Origin of the sequence: Nonomuraea sp. NPDC059007, assembly GCF_042740555.1 — a bacterium.
GTDB lineage: Bacteria > Actinomycetota > Actinomycetes > Streptosporangiales > Streptosporangiaceae > Nonomuraea.
Genome location: NZ_JBHYJD010000087.1, coordinates 1 through 16,951 on the forward strand (window position 1 = coordinate 1; position 16,951 = coordinate 16,951).

Annotated in this window: 17 protein-coding genes; 10 read left to right on the top strand and 7 right to left on the bottom strand. The window is 68.8% G+C overall.

What is annotated here, in order from left to right; translation table 11 throughout:
- Positions 1–910 precede the first annotated feature (910 nt).
- Positions 911–2,314, bottom strand: a complete 1,404-nt coding sequence (locus ACFWY5_RS55945; RefSeq protein ID WP_379640080.1) for a hypothetical protein — start codon at positions 2,312–2,314, stop codon at positions 911–913.
- A gap of 449 nt (positions 2,315–2,763) precedes the next feature.
- Here ACFWY5_RS55945 and ACFWY5_RS55950 point away from each other — a divergent pair, with 449 nt between their 5' ends.
- The 6 genes from ACFWY5_RS55950 (at position 2,764) to ACFWY5_RS55975 (ending at position 7,774) form a co-directional block, all read left to right on the top strand.
- Positions 2,764–3,948: a hypothetical protein gene (locus ACFWY5_RS55950; RefSeq protein WP_379640081.1), complete on the top strand. Its 1,185-nt coding sequence runs from the start codon at positions 2,764–2,766 to the stop codon at positions 3,946–3,948.
- 332 nt (positions 3,949–4,280) lie between these two features.
- The gene (locus ACFWY5_RS55955; protein ID WP_379640083.1) at positions 4,281–5,285 is read left to right on the top strand and encodes a DUF932 domain-containing protein; all 1,005 of its coding nucleotides are present in this window, start codon (positions 4,281–4,283) and stop codon (positions 5,283–5,285) included.
- Positions 5,286–5,561: 276 nt separating this feature from the next.
- Positions 5,562–6,029 carry a hypothetical protein gene (locus ACFWY5_RS55960; protein WP_379640084.1) on the top strand — a complete coding sequence of 156 codons (468 nt, stop codon included), beginning with the start codon at positions 5,562–5,564 and terminating at the stop codon, positions 6,027–6,029.
- A 163-nt stretch (positions 6,030–6,192) separates the two neighbouring features.
- Entirely contained in the window at positions 6,193–6,711 is a 519-nt protein-coding gene (locus ACFWY5_RS55965) for a hypothetical protein (protein ID WP_379640085.1), read from the top strand.
- A gap of 65 nt (positions 6,712–6,776) precedes the next feature.
- A complete protein-coding gene (locus ACFWY5_RS55970) occupies positions 6,777–7,340 on the top strand; it encodes a hypothetical protein (RefSeq protein WP_379640087.1) in 564 nt (187 codons plus the stop codon).
- Complete coding sequence (locus ACFWY5_RS55975; RefSeq protein ID WP_379640088.1) at positions 7,337–7,774, top strand: ParB N-terminal domain-containing protein; 438 nt, start codon at positions 7,337–7,339, stop codon at positions 7,772–7,774. Before ACFWY5_RS55970 ends, ACFWY5_RS55975 begins: the two co-directional genes overlap by 4 nt.
- Positions 7,775–7,858: 84 nt before the next feature.
- On the opposite strand, the gene ACFWY5_RS55980 is transcribed toward ACFWY5_RS55975, so the two are convergent.
- Together ACFWY5_RS55980 and ACFWY5_RS55985 are read right to left on the bottom strand one after the other, a co-directional pair.
- On the bottom strand, positions 7,859–8,590 hold the full coding sequence (locus ACFWY5_RS55980; RefSeq protein ID WP_379640089.1) for a hypothetical protein: 732 nt from the start codon (positions 8,588–8,590) through the stop codon (positions 7,859–7,861).
- A 471-nt stretch (positions 8,591–9,061) separates the two neighbouring features.
- A complete protein-coding gene (locus ACFWY5_RS55985; protein ID WP_379640091.1) occupies positions 9,062–9,346 on the bottom strand; it encodes a hypothetical protein in 285 nt (94 codons plus the stop codon).
- 868 nt (positions 9,347–10,214) lie between these two features.
- Here ACFWY5_RS55985 and ACFWY5_RS55990 point away from each other — a divergent pair.
- On the top strand, positions 10,215–10,481 hold the full coding sequence (locus ACFWY5_RS55990; protein WP_379640092.1) for a hypothetical protein: 267 nt from the start codon (positions 10,215–10,217) through the stop codon (positions 10,479–10,481).
- Positions 10,435–12,165 (top strand): tyrosine recombinase XerC, encoded by a 1,731-nt coding sequence (xerC, locus tag ACFWY5_RS55995; protein WP_379640093.1) that lies wholly within the window; start codon positions 10,435–10,437, stop codon positions 12,163–12,165. The genes ACFWY5_RS55990 and xerC overlap by 47 nt, the downstream gene beginning before the upstream one ends.
- Positions 12,166–13,487: 1,322 nt before the next feature.
- Here the strand turns inward: xerC and ACFWY5_RS56000 are convergent.
- From ACFWY5_RS56000 to ACFWY5_RS56010, 3 genes are all read right to left on the bottom strand, one after another.
- Positions 13,488–13,793 carry a hypothetical protein gene (locus ACFWY5_RS56000; protein ID WP_379640094.1) on the bottom strand — a complete coding sequence of 102 codons (306 nt, stop codon included), beginning with the start codon at positions 13,791–13,793 and terminating at the stop codon, positions 13,488–13,490.
- Positions 13,794–13,880: 87 nt separating this feature from the next.
- On the bottom strand, positions 13,881–14,084 hold the full coding sequence (locus ACFWY5_RS56005) for a hypothetical protein (RefSeq protein WP_379640096.1): 204 nt from the start codon (positions 14,082–14,084) through the stop codon (positions 13,881–13,883).
- A 342-nt stretch (positions 14,085–14,426) separates the two neighbouring features.
- Complete coding sequence (locus tag ACFWY5_RS56010; protein ID WP_379640097.1) at positions 14,427–14,960, bottom strand: ATP-binding protein; 534 nt, start codon at positions 14,958–14,960, stop codon at positions 14,427–14,429.
- Between the two features lie 249 nt (positions 14,961–15,209).
- Here ACFWY5_RS56010 and ACFWY5_RS56015 point away from each other — a divergent pair, with 249 nt between their 5' ends.
- Entirely contained in the window at positions 15,210–16,055 is an 846-nt protein-coding gene (locus ACFWY5_RS56015) for a helix-turn-helix domain-containing protein (RefSeq protein ID WP_379640098.1), read from the top strand.
- Entirely contained in the window at positions 16,028–16,243 is a 216-nt protein-coding gene (locus ACFWY5_RS56020; RefSeq protein ID WP_379640099.1) for a DUF397 domain-containing protein, read from the top strand. The genes ACFWY5_RS56015 and ACFWY5_RS56020 overlap by 28 nt, the downstream gene beginning before the upstream one ends.
- Positions 16,244–16,363: 120 nt before the next feature.
- On the opposite strand, the gene ACFWY5_RS56025 is transcribed toward ACFWY5_RS56020, so the two are convergent.
- Complete coding sequence (locus ACFWY5_RS56025; RefSeq protein ID WP_379640100.1) at positions 16,364–16,573, bottom strand: hypothetical protein; 210 nt, start codon at positions 16,571–16,573, stop codon at positions 16,364–16,366.
- Positions 16,574–16,951 lie beyond the last annotated feature (378 nt).

The following is a 16,951-nucleotide window of genomic DNA, read 5'->3' on the forward strand; positions in this document are numbered from 1 at the left end:
GGGTGGTGGCGTCGCCTGGTGTGGCGCCCCAGCCCACCCCACCGCACCTCCTTGCCTCTCCGGCCGGATTCCTGCCCGGAGAGGGCGAGGAAATGGGGGCAGATTTCCGTACTGGAAATGGGGGTAGCGTTCCGCTGCGCGGTTAAGACCGCTACCCCCTGCAGGGATCGTTTTCGCAGGTCACGCCAGTTTCGGGCATAGCGGTGGACCGGCCGACTCGTCTAAAGACGACTCCTTTTGAATATGTGTGCGCGCGTCCTCGTAGATGCGTGCATCATCTTCTCCTCCCTCCTTTGGTGGGTTCGCCTCGTGTTGGGGACGAGGCGAACCCACCTTCCGCATGAGGGTGAGATGACGTAGTCGGCGAGCGGGCGGCGGTTGTTGGCGGGGGTGTCGCGTTCGGGTGTTGCGGGCTTCTCAGGTGGGGGGTTGATCGGTGTCGCGTCCGGTGTCGCGTTTTGTTGTCGCGTTCGGTGTTGCCGCTGAGATCGCGACACCCCCCAACGTGTCATCTGCACAGGTCACGCGGGTTTCGTCTGTTGCGCTGACCGCCCCGAATCGCCTATAGGCGACTCCTTTGAATATGCGTGCGCGCGCGTTCGTGCGGATACCTGCATCCATTGCATCTCCGCTCTTCTGCCGCTACACCTTCCCCCTTCTTCCCCCTTCTTTCTCCCTCATCAGCAGTTGCCGACCCGTGGCCAGGCCGCGGGCCGGCCCTCGCGGTGACCTCCCCGTGAATGGCGAGAAGAACCTCGGCTCGATGAGGTCGTGCGAGGCCAGTCCCGGCCGGGGCCGCACGTGCCGAGTGGCCCCGGCCCGGCCGCGTGGCCGGTCAGGGGCACGCGTAGGGCCCCGGTGCCGCCCGTGGGGCGGTCACCGGGGCCCGTTTGGTTGCCCGGTGGCGGGGCTATGCGGTGGCGGGCGTGTCGGCGCTGTCAGGCGCGTCCGTGCCGTCCGCACCGTCCGTGCCGTCCGTGCCGTCCGTGGTGTCGGGGGCGGTGGGGGTGGGCGGGTGGATGGCGAGGTGTGCGGCGATCAGGTCGGCGACTTCGGTGGGTGGGGTGTCGTTGGGGAGGTCGGTGGTGGGATAGGTGTCGCCGGGGGCGATGTGGCCGAGGTAGGTCCATCGGACGGTGAGGGGCGGGGCGGCGGGGTCGTCGCGGGTGGGGGTGGGGTTGATCGGGATGATCACCTCGACCAGGTGGCCTTCGGGCGAACGGTAGTCCTGACCGTAGGCGTCATGGTGGCCGGTCGGGGTGTGGTCGGCGTTGTAGCGGTGGCCCTGTGTGTGGCGTTCGTAGCCGTGAGCGCGGAGGGCGCGGGTGTAGGGCAGGGTGCCGGGCATGCAGTACGCGATGTCGTCGATGCTGAGGTGGTAGTCGCCGAGGAGGTCGCTCATGTTGCGGGCGATCGTCTCGAAGTCGGGCTGTCCGGACATGCAGGCGTCGCAGGTGCGGGCGTCGTCGCAGGTGTCGCACGGGCTGAGGGTGTACATCTCCTCGTAGCGGCAGATTTCGAGGAGGGTGCCGTCGTCGCCGTGTTCGGGGCGGGCGATGACGGGGTGGGCGTGTTCGTTGTTCCACATGATCGCCCAGCCGGGGCCGTGGGCGGCGAGGGCGCGGGCGTAGGCGGGTGCGATCGTGAGCTGGTTGGGGGTGTCGGGGAAGCCGGTGTCGTTGAGGTGGCGGTAGAGGTCGGTGGTGTGGGGGGTGAGTCCGGCGGCGGTGGCGATCAGCGTGGCGACGGCGGCGGGCGGGGTACGGCGCGGCACGGTCGCGGTGTAGGCGGGTGCCGGATCGGCCCCGGCCCCGGCCCCGGTGTTGGGGTGGGTGATCGTGATGGTGATCGAGGCCCGGGTGTCGCGCAGGTAGGGCGTGGCGAGGGTGGCGGTGGCCCCGTCGGGCGTCTGGTAGCGGGTGATGATGTCGCCGGTGGCGGGGTCGAGGTGGCTGGGCTGGTCGCGGTGGATGCCGTGGGGGCGTAGCGAGGCGGTGTAGGGGCCGCTGACACGCATGAGCGATTCGACGTGCCGCCGACCTTCGAGGCGTAGGCGGGCGGTCTCGGTGATGCTGCCCGGGGTGCACGGCGCGCCGGGGGCGTCGTTGGCCAGGGTGGCGGCGATCTCTTCCTGAGTGGTGATCTCCATCAGGGTGCCGTCGTCGGCCATTGCGGCGGGCCCGATCAACAGGTCATGTCCGTCCCACATCAGGACGTGGCCGGGGCCGGTGTCGACCAGCCCGCGTAGGTGGGCGGGTTCCACGGTGATGCTGTCGGCGGCGGTGTCGGGGGTGGCGTTGGTGTTCGGCGTCATACGGGTGTGCCCTTTCGCGTTGGCCCCGGAATGGCGCGGCGTGTTATTCCGGCGCGGTGTTCCGGCGGTGTTTCCCGCCTAATTCCATGGACGCTCGACCCGCGTATTGATGTCAACCCGAATGCGTATTCACCTCGAAGATTCTTCACGATGCTATTCGGGCAATTGGGTATCGTCCGCCGTCGTCTTCTCATGGGGTGAAGAGCCGGGCCGGCCCGGGATGTCAAGTCGAAATCGCTATCTTCTCGCGAGATGTTTTCGCAGGTCGGAGGTTATTTTGTTAGGTTAGCCCCTCCAGCCGTTGGGGTGACATTATTTGTGGCCGGGTCGGCTTGCCAGCCGGGTTATGGGCGAGGGATGGTCGTGGCACAAACAACAAACACCGGCCCGGACAGGGCCGGGAATTCGATCGGAAAGGGCGTCACGCAATGGCTATTCACACCCCGGAAATGACCGCTACCGAAACCATCCCGGCCGATGCGGAAATCGGCGTTACCGGCCCGGCGGACGCCGCGCCCCTGACGGCCCCTGACAGCCCCGGCACCGCCGCCCCGGTCACTGACCCGGCGACGGACGCGGATGGGCGTGTGGGGGCGGTGTGGGCGGCGCTGAGGGCCGAGCCCGGCGGGTCGGCCACGATGATCGGGGCGGCGGCCGACCTGAACCGCACGGTCGCGGGCAAGATCCTCGGCCAGCTCGAAGCCGACGGGCACGCCCGCCGTGAGCCGGGCGTGAACGACGGCGGGCGCGGGCGTTCGGCTGACCGGTGGTACCCGATCACCACGGACCCCGCCGACTCCCCGGCGGACACTGCCGCGCCGCCCGAGCCGACCGACACCGCCGACGCGCCCGCACCGCCCCCCGAAACGCCGGACGCTGACACCCCGGACGCCGACGAGGCCCCCGCGCCGGAGGACGAGGTCCCGCCCGGTATCGATTCGGCCGACCCCGCTCCGGTGGACGAGCCGACCGATGACGAGGCGGACCCCACCCAGGAGACGGCCGGTCAGGTGCCGGAGGGGACGGACACCGAGCTCGACAGGGTCCCCGACCCCGACGACCTGGAGTCTGAGCCGGTGGCGGATGACCCGGCGTGGGCGCGCGCTCACGCCGAACTGACCGAGCTCGCCAATCTCTTCGGTGGGGTGCTCACGGCGAAGGAGGAGGGGAACACGGTGATGGCGTTGGGGTGCCTGGAAATGGCGATGACGAAGGTCGCCTCGACGCACCGCACGGCGCGGGCGGCGCTGACCGGCACCGCCACCCCGGCCCGCGCCGTACCGGGTGCCGGTGGCGGTGCGGGCATCGGTGGCGGCGGGGGTACGGGTGGCAGCACGCGGCCGGGTGCGTTGCGGGAAGAGATCTACGCGCACCTGACCGAGTTCCCCGGCAAAGAATTCAGCCCGCACGACATGGCCAAGGCGCTGGGCGGCCGTTCGTCCGGCGCGGTGGCCAACGCCCTGGACCGGCTGGTTCAGCTCGGCGACGCGGTACTGACCACGGAACGGCCCCGCCGCTTCGCCCTCGCCCCCACCATCAACCACGCCCCGGCCACCGCCCCCACCGTGACCCCCACCAACCCCGCCGACGCTAGCGCCGGGGACGGCGCGGCGGCCGACACCTACGACGACTGAGCCGGGGGCGCGGGCGGGCCGCCCTGACCGGCCCGCCCACCCCCGGCCCGGGTAGCGGGCGGGACACCCCAACAGCCCCGCCCACACCCCATAGCCCGGACGCGCCACCCAACCCGCCCCGCACGGCCCCGCCGTCAGGGCACCCGGCCACACCTCGGACGGGCACCCGCGCTGATCACCGGCCCACCGGCCACCGGCCCGCACCAGGCCGGGGTCCGATCCACCACCCCTCACCACCTGTCGCGGCATCGCGTCTGTTCCGCATGCCCGCACACCACACCACACCACGCCACAACGCCGCACGTCGGCACACATCTGAAAGGGACACCGTCATGGCTCACGAAATCGAAGTCTTCGCCAATGGTTCGGCCGGGTTCGCCGCCGCCGGAAAGCCCGGCTGGCACGGCCTCGGCTACACCGCGCCCGGCCCGATGACAGCCGAGGAACTGCTGTCCAACGCCCACCTCGCCGGATGGAACGTCCGCAAGCTGCCGGTCGGCCAGGTGACCGACCCCGTCACCGGCCAGCCGGTCGTCACGGACGAGGACTTCCTGGTCGTGCGCACAAACCCGGTCACCGGACAACCCGAACGCCTCGGCCGCGTCGGACGCGACTACCAGGTCCTGCAAAACGAAGACGTCACCGGATTCCTCCAGACCCTCGTCGACGAGTCGGGAGCGATCTTCGACACCGGCGGCTCCCTGAACAACGGACGGCGCGTATTCATCACCATGCGCCTGCCCGAACCCCTCATGGTCGGCGGGTTCGACCAGATCGACCTCTACCTGGCCGCCTTCTCCCGGCACGACGGATGGGGCGCGTTCACCACAGTCGCCACCCCCGTCCGGGTCGTGTGCGCCAACACCGAACGCGCGGCGCTTGCCAACCACGCCTCCAGGTTCACCGTCCGCCACACCGGCAACGTCGCCGGGCGCATCGCCGAAGCGCGTGAGGCGCTCAAACTCACGTGGAAGCACGGTCAGGCGTTCGCCGCCGAAGCCGAAAAGCTCCTCGCCGCCCCGATGGACCGCAACGAATTCCGCCTGTTCGCGACCCGCCTGCACCCGCTACCGGCGGACGCGAAGGACCTGACCAAGCGCAACCACGACCTGACCATGCGGGAGCTGGAATACCTGTTCAACGAGGCGCCCACCCAGGAGCCGATCCGTAACACGCGGTGGGCGGCCTACAACGCGGTGACCGAGCGGCTGGACCACAAGAGCCCCGTGTTCGGCAGCCGCGACATCGCCACCGTCCGCGCCGAGCGCGCCCTGCTCGACGACCACGACAACGCCAAGCTCAAAGCCCGCGCCTTCCGCATGCTCGCCACCGCCTAACACGCCCAGCGTCCGGTACGGCCCCGATGCGTGGGCCGTACCGGACCCGCCAGACGGCACAGCATCACACGGGCGTACGGCCCACCACACACCCCGGCCCGGCCCGGCCGGACCCCGGCACCCACCCCGGCCCCGTGCCCATGCCATGGCGGCGGGCACGGCACGGCCCCCACCCCCGGCACGGCCCCACCCCGGTACCGCGCCAGCGCCCCGGCCCCGTGCCGGACACCCACGCACCACGCCCTACCAACCCCGACCGCGAAGGAGGTCATCACCATGGGCCGACTCGAAGAGCGCGCCAGTCAGCACGTCCACGACGCCCGCCACGCGCTGGGCGAAGCCCTCGACCGTGTCTGCTCCCTTGATGACGAGGGGAGCTTGGACGACGGCACCCTGGCCCGCATCGCCCACCTCTACCACCGGATGAGCTGGTGGCAGCAGGTCACCGACCTTACCCACGGCGTCGAGGACACCGTGGACGGCGGGACCGCGATTCTGACCGTGCGGCAACACGCCCGGGAGTTCCTGATCAGCGCTCGCCCATCTCACGGCGGTCTGTTCGCCCAGGCCATGGCCGAATCCCGCCGCCACGCCGCCCAAGGCTTCCTCGCCGCAACCCAGAGAATCGCCGACGCCCTCACCACGCCACCCGCACCAGCCGCACCGGCCACCTGCCCGGATGACACCTACGGCGGACACGCCGGACCCCTGCCCGACCCGTGGACCTCGCCCCCCGTCTTCTAGCTACGCCGGGACGCGGCTATGACCTCGAATCCCGTTCGCCCGGCGGCGCGGGGACCGCCCCGCGCCGCCGCCCCGGACAGCCCCACCCAGATACCCCTCACCCCTCACCCCTCTCTCGTCCATGTCACCAGCCGTCCATGTCACCAACGAAAGGACCACCTCCATGAACGACCTCTACGGGCCCGGACCCCTTCCCCCGTACGGCACAACCGCCAGCGCCGCACCCGGCTCGGACCTCACCAACGCCGAACCGGTCGAGGAGGCGGGGTGCTCGGTCGATGAACTGACCGCCGAGAAGATCACCGAAGCCCGGCACGCCTACTACACAGCGGCGGCCGAAGCCGTCGCCGCCCTGCAGAACGGCGAGTTTCTCACCGCCGAGCAGGTGTTCACCGCCGCCTACGCCCAGACCACCCGCGCCTGGTGGGACGTCGTCGACGGACAGATCACCCTCAAGCGGCTGGCCTGCGACCACGCGTTGCGACGCGTGCGCACCATGGCCCGCCACTTCCTGACCAACGAAGCCCCCGCCAGACGACCGGGAACCCTCTTCGACCACGCCCTCGCCCACGCCGCCCGCATGGCCGCCCGCGACTTCCTCACCGACAGCGGCGAACTCCTCACCCACCACCTCGCCGAGTCCGGCGACGCAACCGACCAACCGACGCCGAACACGCCGTGAACCCCCAACCGACCCCGTCAACGTCGCCCGGCGCTGACGTCACCACCCCACCAAAGGACAACCCGATGAGCGACCAGCCGAAGCACTCCGACTCCCCGAAACCCCCACCCGACACCGAACCCGACGCAACCACCAACGCGCTCGACCCTGCGCCTGCGCAGGGTAAGGCACTGTCGCTGGAGGCGATCATCGAACAAGCCCGCACGACGCGGCGGCGCACCAGCGAGGACTTCACCCAGAAACTAATCCGGGGGGAGTACCTGAGCGGCGAGCAGTTCTACGACACCCTGCGCGCCCAGACGCTCGCGACCTGGTGGCTGCTGGTCGAGCGGCACATCCGGCACACGGGCGGCGGCCTGCCCCTGGAGCAGACGCTGGCCAAGTTCGCGTCCTGGATCAGCTCCTACCTCGACAACAACGACGCCACACCGGATGTCGCCCTGTCTGTGGGCGTCCTCGGGCCGGAGGTCGAGCACGAGTTCGCCCTCATTCATCTCAACCGGGCCTGGGACCTGATCCGGCGAGACGCGGCCCGGACCTTCATCGCTCAAGCCGAGGCACTCGCGCCGGCCTCCGCGGAGCCCGAGCAGGCTCCCTCCAACTCGGCCGGTGACGAGGGGATGGCATGAGCGGCCACACCGCCAGCGGTGAGCCTGCCACCGCCGCCTCGCACCAGCCGCTCACGAGGACCTCTGCATCTGGGCGGGCCGACCGCTCTCGGGTGGAGTTCTTCCAGATGATGGCCTGGCGATGGGACATCACCAAAGCCAAGAAGCTCACCCAGGGCCGCGCGCCGAAGGGCCGGATCGAACCCCGCGAATGGGCAGGCATGCTCCAACTGGTATCCATCAACCACGAGCACGCCACCCAGACGGATCTGTCCGAGCCGCTGATCGTGGCCACCGTGCCGAACGGCGGCATGCTCATCATCGACGGCTGGCACCGCCTCTACAAGGCACTGACCACCGGAGTAACCGAGCTGTCGGCCATCGTGCTGACGGCTGAGGAAGAACTCGCCTGCCGGATGCACGGAGGCGACATGGGCCAGGGCTACCTGAAGTAGCGCCTGAGCCGGTGACATAGGGGGCATGCCCCGCCCAGCACATCCGAATTGTGCTGGCCGGGGCATACCTCCTGCACCACCGGCTCACACCGGCCCGATCGAGCCCTGTCTCCGAACTCGAGCTTTCCATCTCGCGTCGAGTTGCGCGATCCTCTCCAGGACTGCCTCGATGGTGGGGTTCTGCAGGAGATACGGATTGGGGCAGACCTGCACCCCGAATGCGTTCACGTAAGGCCTGGACTGCTGCACGGCCGCCGGCGCGGGCGCCACCTGCCTCGCGGGAAGAGCTTCGGACCGTTGCGGCTGGAGAGGGTGGCCGATGAGGTGGAGCGTGGACTCGATGGGGATCATGTAGTCGCGCAGGCTGGCCTCGTCCTCGATGGACAAGGTGGCGTCTTGGGGCCAGTTGCGGTTGTGCAGGTCGACGTTTTCGGCGCTGTCGAGGCAGTAGTAGATCTCGCCTTCGAGCCAGCCAGCCTCGGCGCTGTTCAGCTTCTCGTCGTCGTTGGACTCATAGCGGATGACCAGCACCCGATACCAGTGGTCACGTACTTTGAGCTGCTGCAGGACGCGGTTACGGAGGCCGGGGTTGGTGGCTTTGCCCACGTAGGCTCCCCATCGGCCCTCGGCGTCGGGGCGGTCGAGCAGGATGTAGGCGCCGGGCACGTTCCAGCTTGGGTCGAGGCTCTTGACCTGGTGGCGGTCGAGCAGGAGCATGCCGGCGACCTTGTGCTTGGCCCGGATCTTGATCGGCTCGTCGGGGTACTCGGAGAGGGTGACAACGAGCGGGAACGCGGCAAGCCGTACAGCGGACACGGGGGGCTCCTTCATCTAGAACTGCTGGAGATGTCCCGGCCAGTATCGGTCACATCGCTCTGCGTGACCACAAGTTTCCGAAGGTGACAAGGCGCTGACCTGCGGACTTTTTGACCTAGCACCCCTGATCTGCGGCGAAGAACCTGCGGATCTCAGAACCGATGAAATGCCGGACCCCGTGGCGTCACCTGACGCCGTCACAGCGTCGGGCGGGTAGGCATCACGGTCCGGGCGACTGTGGGCCCGGTACGGCCCTATAGCGGCCGGTACGGCGTTCCGCGCCCCACCCCGACCCCGGATTGCCGCCCGCCGGGCCCGTGGGCGTTCGATGGCCGCCGGTCAGGCATTCAGAGGTCCTGGCCGGGATCGTTCAGCTGGCCGGGGATGGCGGGCTGGCTGGTGCGGCGCATGCGGGCTTCGTTCTGGGCGCCAGCGAGGGGGCGGCGGTGGCCTCGGCCGTACGGCGGGCGGCTAGCATCTGGATCTCTGAGGGGCGTCGCGCTCGTCCATCACCGGCAGTGTCCCGTCCTCGCTGACGTGGATGCGCACCTTCCAGCCGAGCTGGCGACCGGCGCCACGGGCGGCTTTGCGGACCTCTACCGCCCCACCCAGCCCCGCGACCGCCTCACGGTTGAGCAGGAGCTGGCCGTAGAAGCCGCCGTACTGCGGCTTCAGGTTGGCGGCCATCATCGTCTTCAGTCCCTCCACGAGATGGGCGAAGCGGCGTCCGGCCAGCTCATCCTTGCGGTTCGGCATCCTGTCCACCTCCCGTGGCGTCACGCAGTGCAGGGGCTTGATCTCGGCGTATGCCGCCCCCGTCAGGGGTTGCCCGGAACTTGTACGAAAACGCTGTGACCTGCGAAAACAGTGCCAGTTGTGGGGTGGGTGCTGACGGCTGGGCCGCGATGGAGCGAGGCGCTGGCCCGGCGCGGGAGACGACCGGGCCAGGACGCCCCCGAACGGGCCTAGGTGAGGCGCGAGAGCGCGCCCCGACCGGACGCCGGGAGGGCCTCGATGATCGGGCAAGCGGCACCGCTGCCACAGACCGTCCACAGCCTGCGAACAACCGAGAAGGAGGCCCCTCGACGAACGGGTACGGACCGGCATGACGCGATCTTTGCTTGACGGCCCGTCCCAAGTCGGCCCTCGCCGCAGGTATTTAGATAAGTGACAGGGATCAGTGTCCCGATGCTCGGGCCACACCCACATGACCAAGCCCATCAACCACCGCATCACCCTCGACCACGACGTCCACAACGACTACGGCGCATCTGCCGTAGTGCCCGCTGATCCTCGCGGCGAACTCGTCGTCAACCGCCCACCGTTCCTGGCCCGGATACAGGCCGCGAACAGGGGTTCGAGCCCTGACCTGCGGACTTTGCTTGACACGGGCCATGGAGGTGGGCGTCGATACCGCCGCCACCAACCCCGACCCGCACCGAACCCCGGTATTCCGGGGCTGTGACCGGCCCGTCGCCAACGGGTCGGCCGCACCCCGGCCCCGTGTGCCGGGGGCGGGCGGGTTGGCGGCGTAGCGCCCACCACAGCCCGCCCGGCCGCACGGGTCGCGCATCCCACGCGCCCCGGACCGGCCCCTATCCATCAACGCGCATGGAGGTGATGCATGACCAGCACGACCCCGGACCAGCCCCTCGACGCCGAGACGGCCGGGCGGCCGGAGGTGGTGAGCCTGCTGGCGGCCGGGCGGCTGCTCGGCATGGGCCGCACCAAGGCCTACCGGCTCGCCCAGGCGGGTGCGTTCCCGTGCCGGTGCGCGGGTTGCGGGCGCTCCTCGACCAGCCAGAAGGACAAGGCGGCGATGACCGCCTCATGCGAGAGAGGGGATGACCACGATGGCCAACAACCCGAGCACGACGAAGGCGACAGGTAAAGAGCCGACCGTCGCCAAGGGCACCACGCACAAGATCTGCGCTTGCATCGATTCCGACACTGGCAAGAACATCGGCAAGACATGTCCGAAGCTGCGCACCACCCATGCTGACGGCGGGAAACGGTGGAGCTCGACGCACGGCACCTGGGCCTACCAGCTGGAACTGCCCGCGCACGCTGACGGCAAGCGCCGCAACCCGCTGCGGCGGCGCGGCTTCCTCACCTTGGAGGATGCGGAGGCGGAGCTGGATCACGCCCGCGGCTTGCTCGCCCTGGACCCCGATCCGGCCGTCCGGCGGACGATCACCGCGCTGATGCTGTCGGTGCTCAAGGCCACCATGCAGCTTCCCGACACCGAAGAAGTACGGCGCAAGGTCCGCACCCATCAAGATCTGAACCGGCATATCACCGTCGGCGAGTGGCTGGAGGAGTTCCTGGGGCGTAAGCGGGCCATCGAGCCCACCACCCGGCGCTCGTACGAGTCGCACATCCGGCTCTACCTGATCCCGTACCTGGGGGACATCCGGCTGGACCGGCTCCGCGTCTCCGACGTCGCGGGCATGTTCGACGCGATCGAGGAGTTCAACGACATCATCGCCACCGAACGCACCAGCAGCGACCCGGCCCGTGTGCGGGCGGTGCGGTATCGGCGGCCGGTCGGCCCGACCACGATGCACCGCATCCGCGCCACCTTGCGGCATGCGTTGAACCTCGCGATCAAGCAGGACAGGTTGCTGGACTTCAACCCCGCTGCCGTCGTCGAACTCGCTGCCGCCTCCCGGCCCAAGGCGCTGGTGTGGACCGAGGAGCGGGTCGCCCGGTGGCGCCTCGATCACGCCGCCCACCTGGACCTGCTCAGGCGGGCTCGTGAGGCCAAGGGAGGCAAGGAGGGTAAGCGGGTTGATCCGGTGGTCGCCTACATCGGTGCGCCGCGTCCCTCGCCGGTGATGGTGTGGACCCCGCAGCAGACCCAGCAGTTCCTCACCTACGCCCGCAGGGATCGCCTGTTCGCCCTCTACCGGCTGTATGCGATCAACGGCCTGCGCCGGGGGGAGGGCGTCGGTATCCGCAAACCGGATGTGAACTACCAGGCGGGCCGGATCGGGATTCACTGGCAGATCACCCAGCTCGGCTGGGACCCCATCCAAGGCACCCCGAAAACCGATGCCAGCGACCGCGAGATCGCCGTCGACGCCGAGTCGATGACCTGGCTGAAGGAGCATGAACGGCGGCAGGCGCGGGAGCGGCTGGCAGCGGGGCCGGACTGGGTGGAGTCCGGGTTCGTCTTCACCGACGAGATCGGCCGCCCTCTGCATCCGCAGTATGTGACGGATCGCTTCTACGCGATCTGCTACCAGGCTGGGCTGCCACCGATCCGCCTCCATGACCTACGGCACCTGGCGGCCACAGCGATGCTCGCGGCCGGGGCAGATGCCGTCCTGGTGCAAAAGGCGCTCGGGCACCGCACGGCGTCCTTCACCCGCGACACCTACATCAGCGTCTACCCCGAAGCCGCCGCTGCTGCGGCTGAGGCGACCGCCGCGTTCCTGACCGGGGCACCCGCACCCACGCCCCGGCCACTACCGCCCACTCGGCGCACCACCCGCTCTGGACGGAGTGCACAGGACGGGGCGGTCGGAGGAGAGGGCACGGGTGGGACGGTGATCCACCTGCCCACCAACTAGGTAACCGCGATCAGGTGGCAGAAGGGGGAGGTAGGTCAGCCGCACGCTGACCTACCTCCCCTTTCCCGTTCTCTCCTTTCCCCCGCAGCGGGAACGGAGAGGGCTTCGGGACGGGATGAGCGGCCATAGGGGGAGGATGGCTCCCCGCCTTGCGCTACGTCCCGAAGGCCCCCAAGGGTCCGGCAGCAGGGCGCGAGGGAGGTAGCGCCACCGCTGCCGGACGTTCAAGGGTTTGAGGGGGTGGCGGCTCCAGTGCCGTGTCGTGGACCCCGGATGCCACGCACGTGTGACGCTGCTGGAGCCGCCCGCGATGGTCTGGTGAGTCAGCGGCTGCACCAGACCCTCAGCGTTGGCCGACCGGGCTTCCAGGACGATCAGCCAGGTGACTGCACTCCACCGGGCCAAAGCCCAAGCAGCCACCTCCCCTCCCCCGGCAGCACGGGTGCCTGCGCGCAACCGCCCGCCAAGAGGCCGGGGTCCGGTAGCGGCACCCGCGATGACTGGGAGCGTGCCACTACCGGACGTTCATGAAGTTCTCAAAGGGTGGGCGGCCCGCCTCGCGGCCTGTGCAGCCGCGCTCCGCACCAGCGCAAATGGGAGGGCCGCCCACCGGTTGACCGGGCGGAAGGGGAACCGCCCGGTCGTTCCCGGAGGGTGACTGACCGGACCTCCTCGGCTATCCGATCAGCCACCCCAGGGTGACCACGCCCGCGGTTGCCTGAGGCGCTCGCGGTCACCCACCCTCGGGAGTGCGGCCGGGCGGACCTGCGCGCCCGCCCGGCCGCATCACTCCCGAGAAGCCTTCACATCTGGCTCGTCCCCTTGTGGAGAAGGGGGGCGGTCCCTCCCATCGCGGAGTCAACGTGCGCGATGGTTCCCTCCCAGGTGAGGGACCGCCCCAGGCGGCGATCGACGCGAGCGGGGGACCCACGCGAAACGCCACCCAGGCGGTGACCTGACCGGCAAGGACATCCGGCCAGCCACCACCGGTGACCACGCGCTGCACACCGCGCGGTCACCCCGGACTCGAACAGGACACCGGCCACGGTCGCCCACCACCCGGTATCCCATCCGAGAAGCCACTACGAGTTGCCCTCACCCGCCCCGCCCCCGGCCGGGATGCCACCGCCAGACACCCCAAATCGGAGGGAGCGCGGGTGAGGGCGCTGCCACCCACGGCCCCGCCCCACACGGACGGGTCACCGTAGTGACAGGGCTTACGGCCGCCATTCCCCGGCCGCTGACGGCCACGACAGGGCCGCGACACGGGCCACGAACGGGTGGACAGCATCCGCCCCCCGGTCAGCGTGATCCCGTGCCGGTCAGGCGGGGTCCGGGGCCGCGACCGCCAGCACCCGGCCCACACATTCGGCCGCCCGGTCCGGGTGGGTGACCTCCACAATTGGCGCTGCCCAGGACCACCAGAACAACCACTCACCCTCCCGCGGCGAAGCCGACACGACCTCGACCAGGGAGGTGGCCTCCGGGTTGATCACCCGCAGACGCGGCAGCCGCCCCGCATCGGTCAGCACCCGCGCGAGTAAGCCCCGCGCCTGCAGCACCCGCTGAAGGTCGGTCAGATAGACGGCGGCCTGCTCGGCTATCACCGAAGGAACGGTATCGGACATGATCGACTCCGAGAACGGTCAGGAGAGGGAGAAGCGACGGGGCAGGCAGCGCGTACGGCGGACGTAGCGGGCGCGGGGATGACGGCTTCAGGCGGACGGTTGGCTCTGCTTGCGACGCCGCCACACCACGTAACCAGCCCACACCACCACCCCGACCACCCAGGCCACGATCAGGCCAAGCACCACCAGCGCCACCGGCCGGACCACCCCGGCCGGAGCCACCACAGAGAAGACCGTGAAAGCGGCGGTGAACGCCACCAGCAGCCCGTTGATCAGATGACGACGGAACACGACGAACTCCAGTTCACGAACGAAAGAGGGGAAGGCGCGGAACAGGAAGGGGACTGGTGCTGTGTCAGGGGCCCAACAGCGAACGGCCGTTGAGCGCCTTACGCCGCAGCCGCCACCGGCGCCCGAGCACGACCCCTGCGAACAGGCCCGGCCCGCCTACGAGCACCGCCACCGTCACCGGCATCGGACGCTGCCGGGCGCGGCGGTGATCCAGCCGACGAACGCGGCCATGACCAGCACCGGGACAAACATGAACAGGTGATGACGGCGCACGACGGTTCTCCGCCCTTTCCCGATCGGCCAGCACGAGTCTGAAGGTGATGAGATACGAGGCCCGGCCGGCTACACCGGGGCGAGAAACAACTCCTCGATCTGGGCCGGGGTCGGGTTGAGGTCGAGGTGGCACCACACCACGCGCCCACCGGTGACCGGCAGCCGGAAGCTGCCCCACCGGTTACGCGACAGCGCCTGTACAATCGCCAACCCCCGACCGCGCTCGGCGTTCAGGCTCGGCGCCTGCAGCGGGACCGCGGACGGCTTCGAGCAGGACGAGCCGGGATCGGTGACGCCCAGCCGCAGGCAGTCCGGGCTCTGGCACAGCTTGAACAAGACGTCGTTGTCCTGATCATCAGAGCTGTTTGTCTCCAGGGCGCAGGTGGCGGGGTCGTTGAGGGTGGTGGCGGCGGGATTGTCGGCGTACGTGACGGCGTTGGTCACCAGCTCTGAGGCCGCCAGTTGGGCGATCTCCAAGGCCGGATGGCCGCCGCCGAGCCAGGCGTCTACCGCCTGCCGTGCCAGAGACGGCGCCCGCGCGCTACGCGCGAGCTGAATCGTGCCGAGATTGTGAAGCCCGGAGGATGGGTCGTAGAAGATCACCGCATTCGCCTCCCTGATCGTCGATCACCGGCCAAGGTCGCCGCGTGTAAAAACAAAGATGATCGTGTGGATAGACGCTCTCACCCAAATGTGCGGCTGACCGCGAACGTCAATCCGATCTGAAGTGACAATCTCAGATAACCCCTGCTTGCGGGGCCTCATGCAAAGCACTTCCCAGGTACGAACCAGGTGTGCTAATACACATGCCCGTGCATTTCTCGTGCGTCATCGAGACGGAGGCGTTTGGCCATGCAAAACCCCGAGCAGGAGCCCGCCCTAAAAGCACCTAGAGCGGAATTCGGCGTTCATCTCCGCGAATACCGCAAAATGGCAGGCATGCGGCAAAAAGCACTCGCCGCCATGCTCGGCTGGTCGGTGTCGAAGATCAGCATGGTCGAACGCGGAGAACGTCCGGCCGACGAGGACTTCGCCCGCGCCGCCGACACCGCGCTCGGAGCCAGGGGAGGTCTGCTGGATTGGTGGCGCCAGACCGTAGAACACGCTGCGCGCTGGCCGGTCTGGCTCGCCCAGTTGGCCGAGGTCGAACAGCAGGCCGACACCCTGCGGCTCTGGCAGCCGCTGATCGTCCCTGGAATGCTGCAGACTCCGGAATACGCCCGAGCCATCTTCCGCGGCAAGCCCGCCACCACGCCTGAGCACGTCGAGCAGAATCTACAAGCGCGACTGGAACGTCAGCGTAACCTTCAGGGCGACGACGGGCCTACGATATGGGCGATACTGGACGAAGTGGTCCTTATCAGACCCGTCGGCAGTGAGGCGGTGATGGCAGAGCAAATGGCGCACCTGGCCACCATGGATGAACATCCTCACATCCACGTCCGCGTACTCCCGCGCACCTCCTGGCTGACCACTGGCCTGCAAGGAGCTTTCGTGCTGGCCAGCGGACCAGGAATGCCGGACACGGCCTACATCGAATCGATCACACTGAGCCAGATCACTGCCGACAGCGAGCGCGTCCGTGAAACCAGATCACGCTACGAAATGTTGCACAACGAGGCTCTGCCCCGGCGGGCCTCGCTCCAGTTGATAAGGGAGATGGCAGAGCAATGGACGAGGCAACCGCCAACCTGCTGAAGATCGCCGAATGGCGCAAGGCAACCCGCTCCGGCGAGGCCGGCGACTGCATCGAGGTAGCCCCTTTGGCTGACGGCAGAGTCGGACTACGCGACTCAGAACACCCTGAGCAGCCCGCGTACGTGGTCTCAGCCTCGGTCTGGGCTGCGTTCGTAGATGGTGCGAAGAAGGGCGAGTTCGACTTCTGATGCCACAACGGTGAACCGTGGTGGTGCCTGACCACACCCAGGAGTCCACCACGCACCCACTCACCCACCGCCGAGCGGTCACCATCACTGCCTCGGTCGCCGCCGAGGACCCATCGAGGGCTACGAACGTGTGATCCAGACGGAGTTCTCACACTGCCGGAACCCGTTGCGCGTCACGCACATCTTGAACACATCGATGCGCGAGATGAACGTGCGGTCGCTCCCGCACCCGGACCGATGCTGGTTGGAGTCGGCCACGGTGTAGATGCCGAGCATCGAGGTGGCGTACTCGGCCTCGACCTTGTGGCCGTCGTCCTGCAGATCACACACGGTGATGTGCTTGCGATCAGCCGAAACGCGGACGCTCCCCTCGCTGGTCCGGCTACTCCAGCCCGAGCTGGGGGCAGCAGCCGCTGCCGGAGCGGTGACCAGGGCCAAGACGGTACATCCCACAAGAGTAAAGCGAACGATCATGCGCAGATCCCGTTCCGCAGAGGAGGTCAGAACGGCAGCCACTGTGAACGCACATCACTTTGGCCGAAAGCGGGATTGCCAGTGCTTGGACGGGCTTTGCGCCTTCCGTTAGTTGCATCCGCCGAGGTTGTTGCTTGCGAGGGCTTCGCTTGACGTTGCGGGTTCCGTCCGCCTACGAGACTCCACCAGGTGCGGCTTGATGATCGGTCGTGCAGCTTCGCGTGGCCTGCCTCA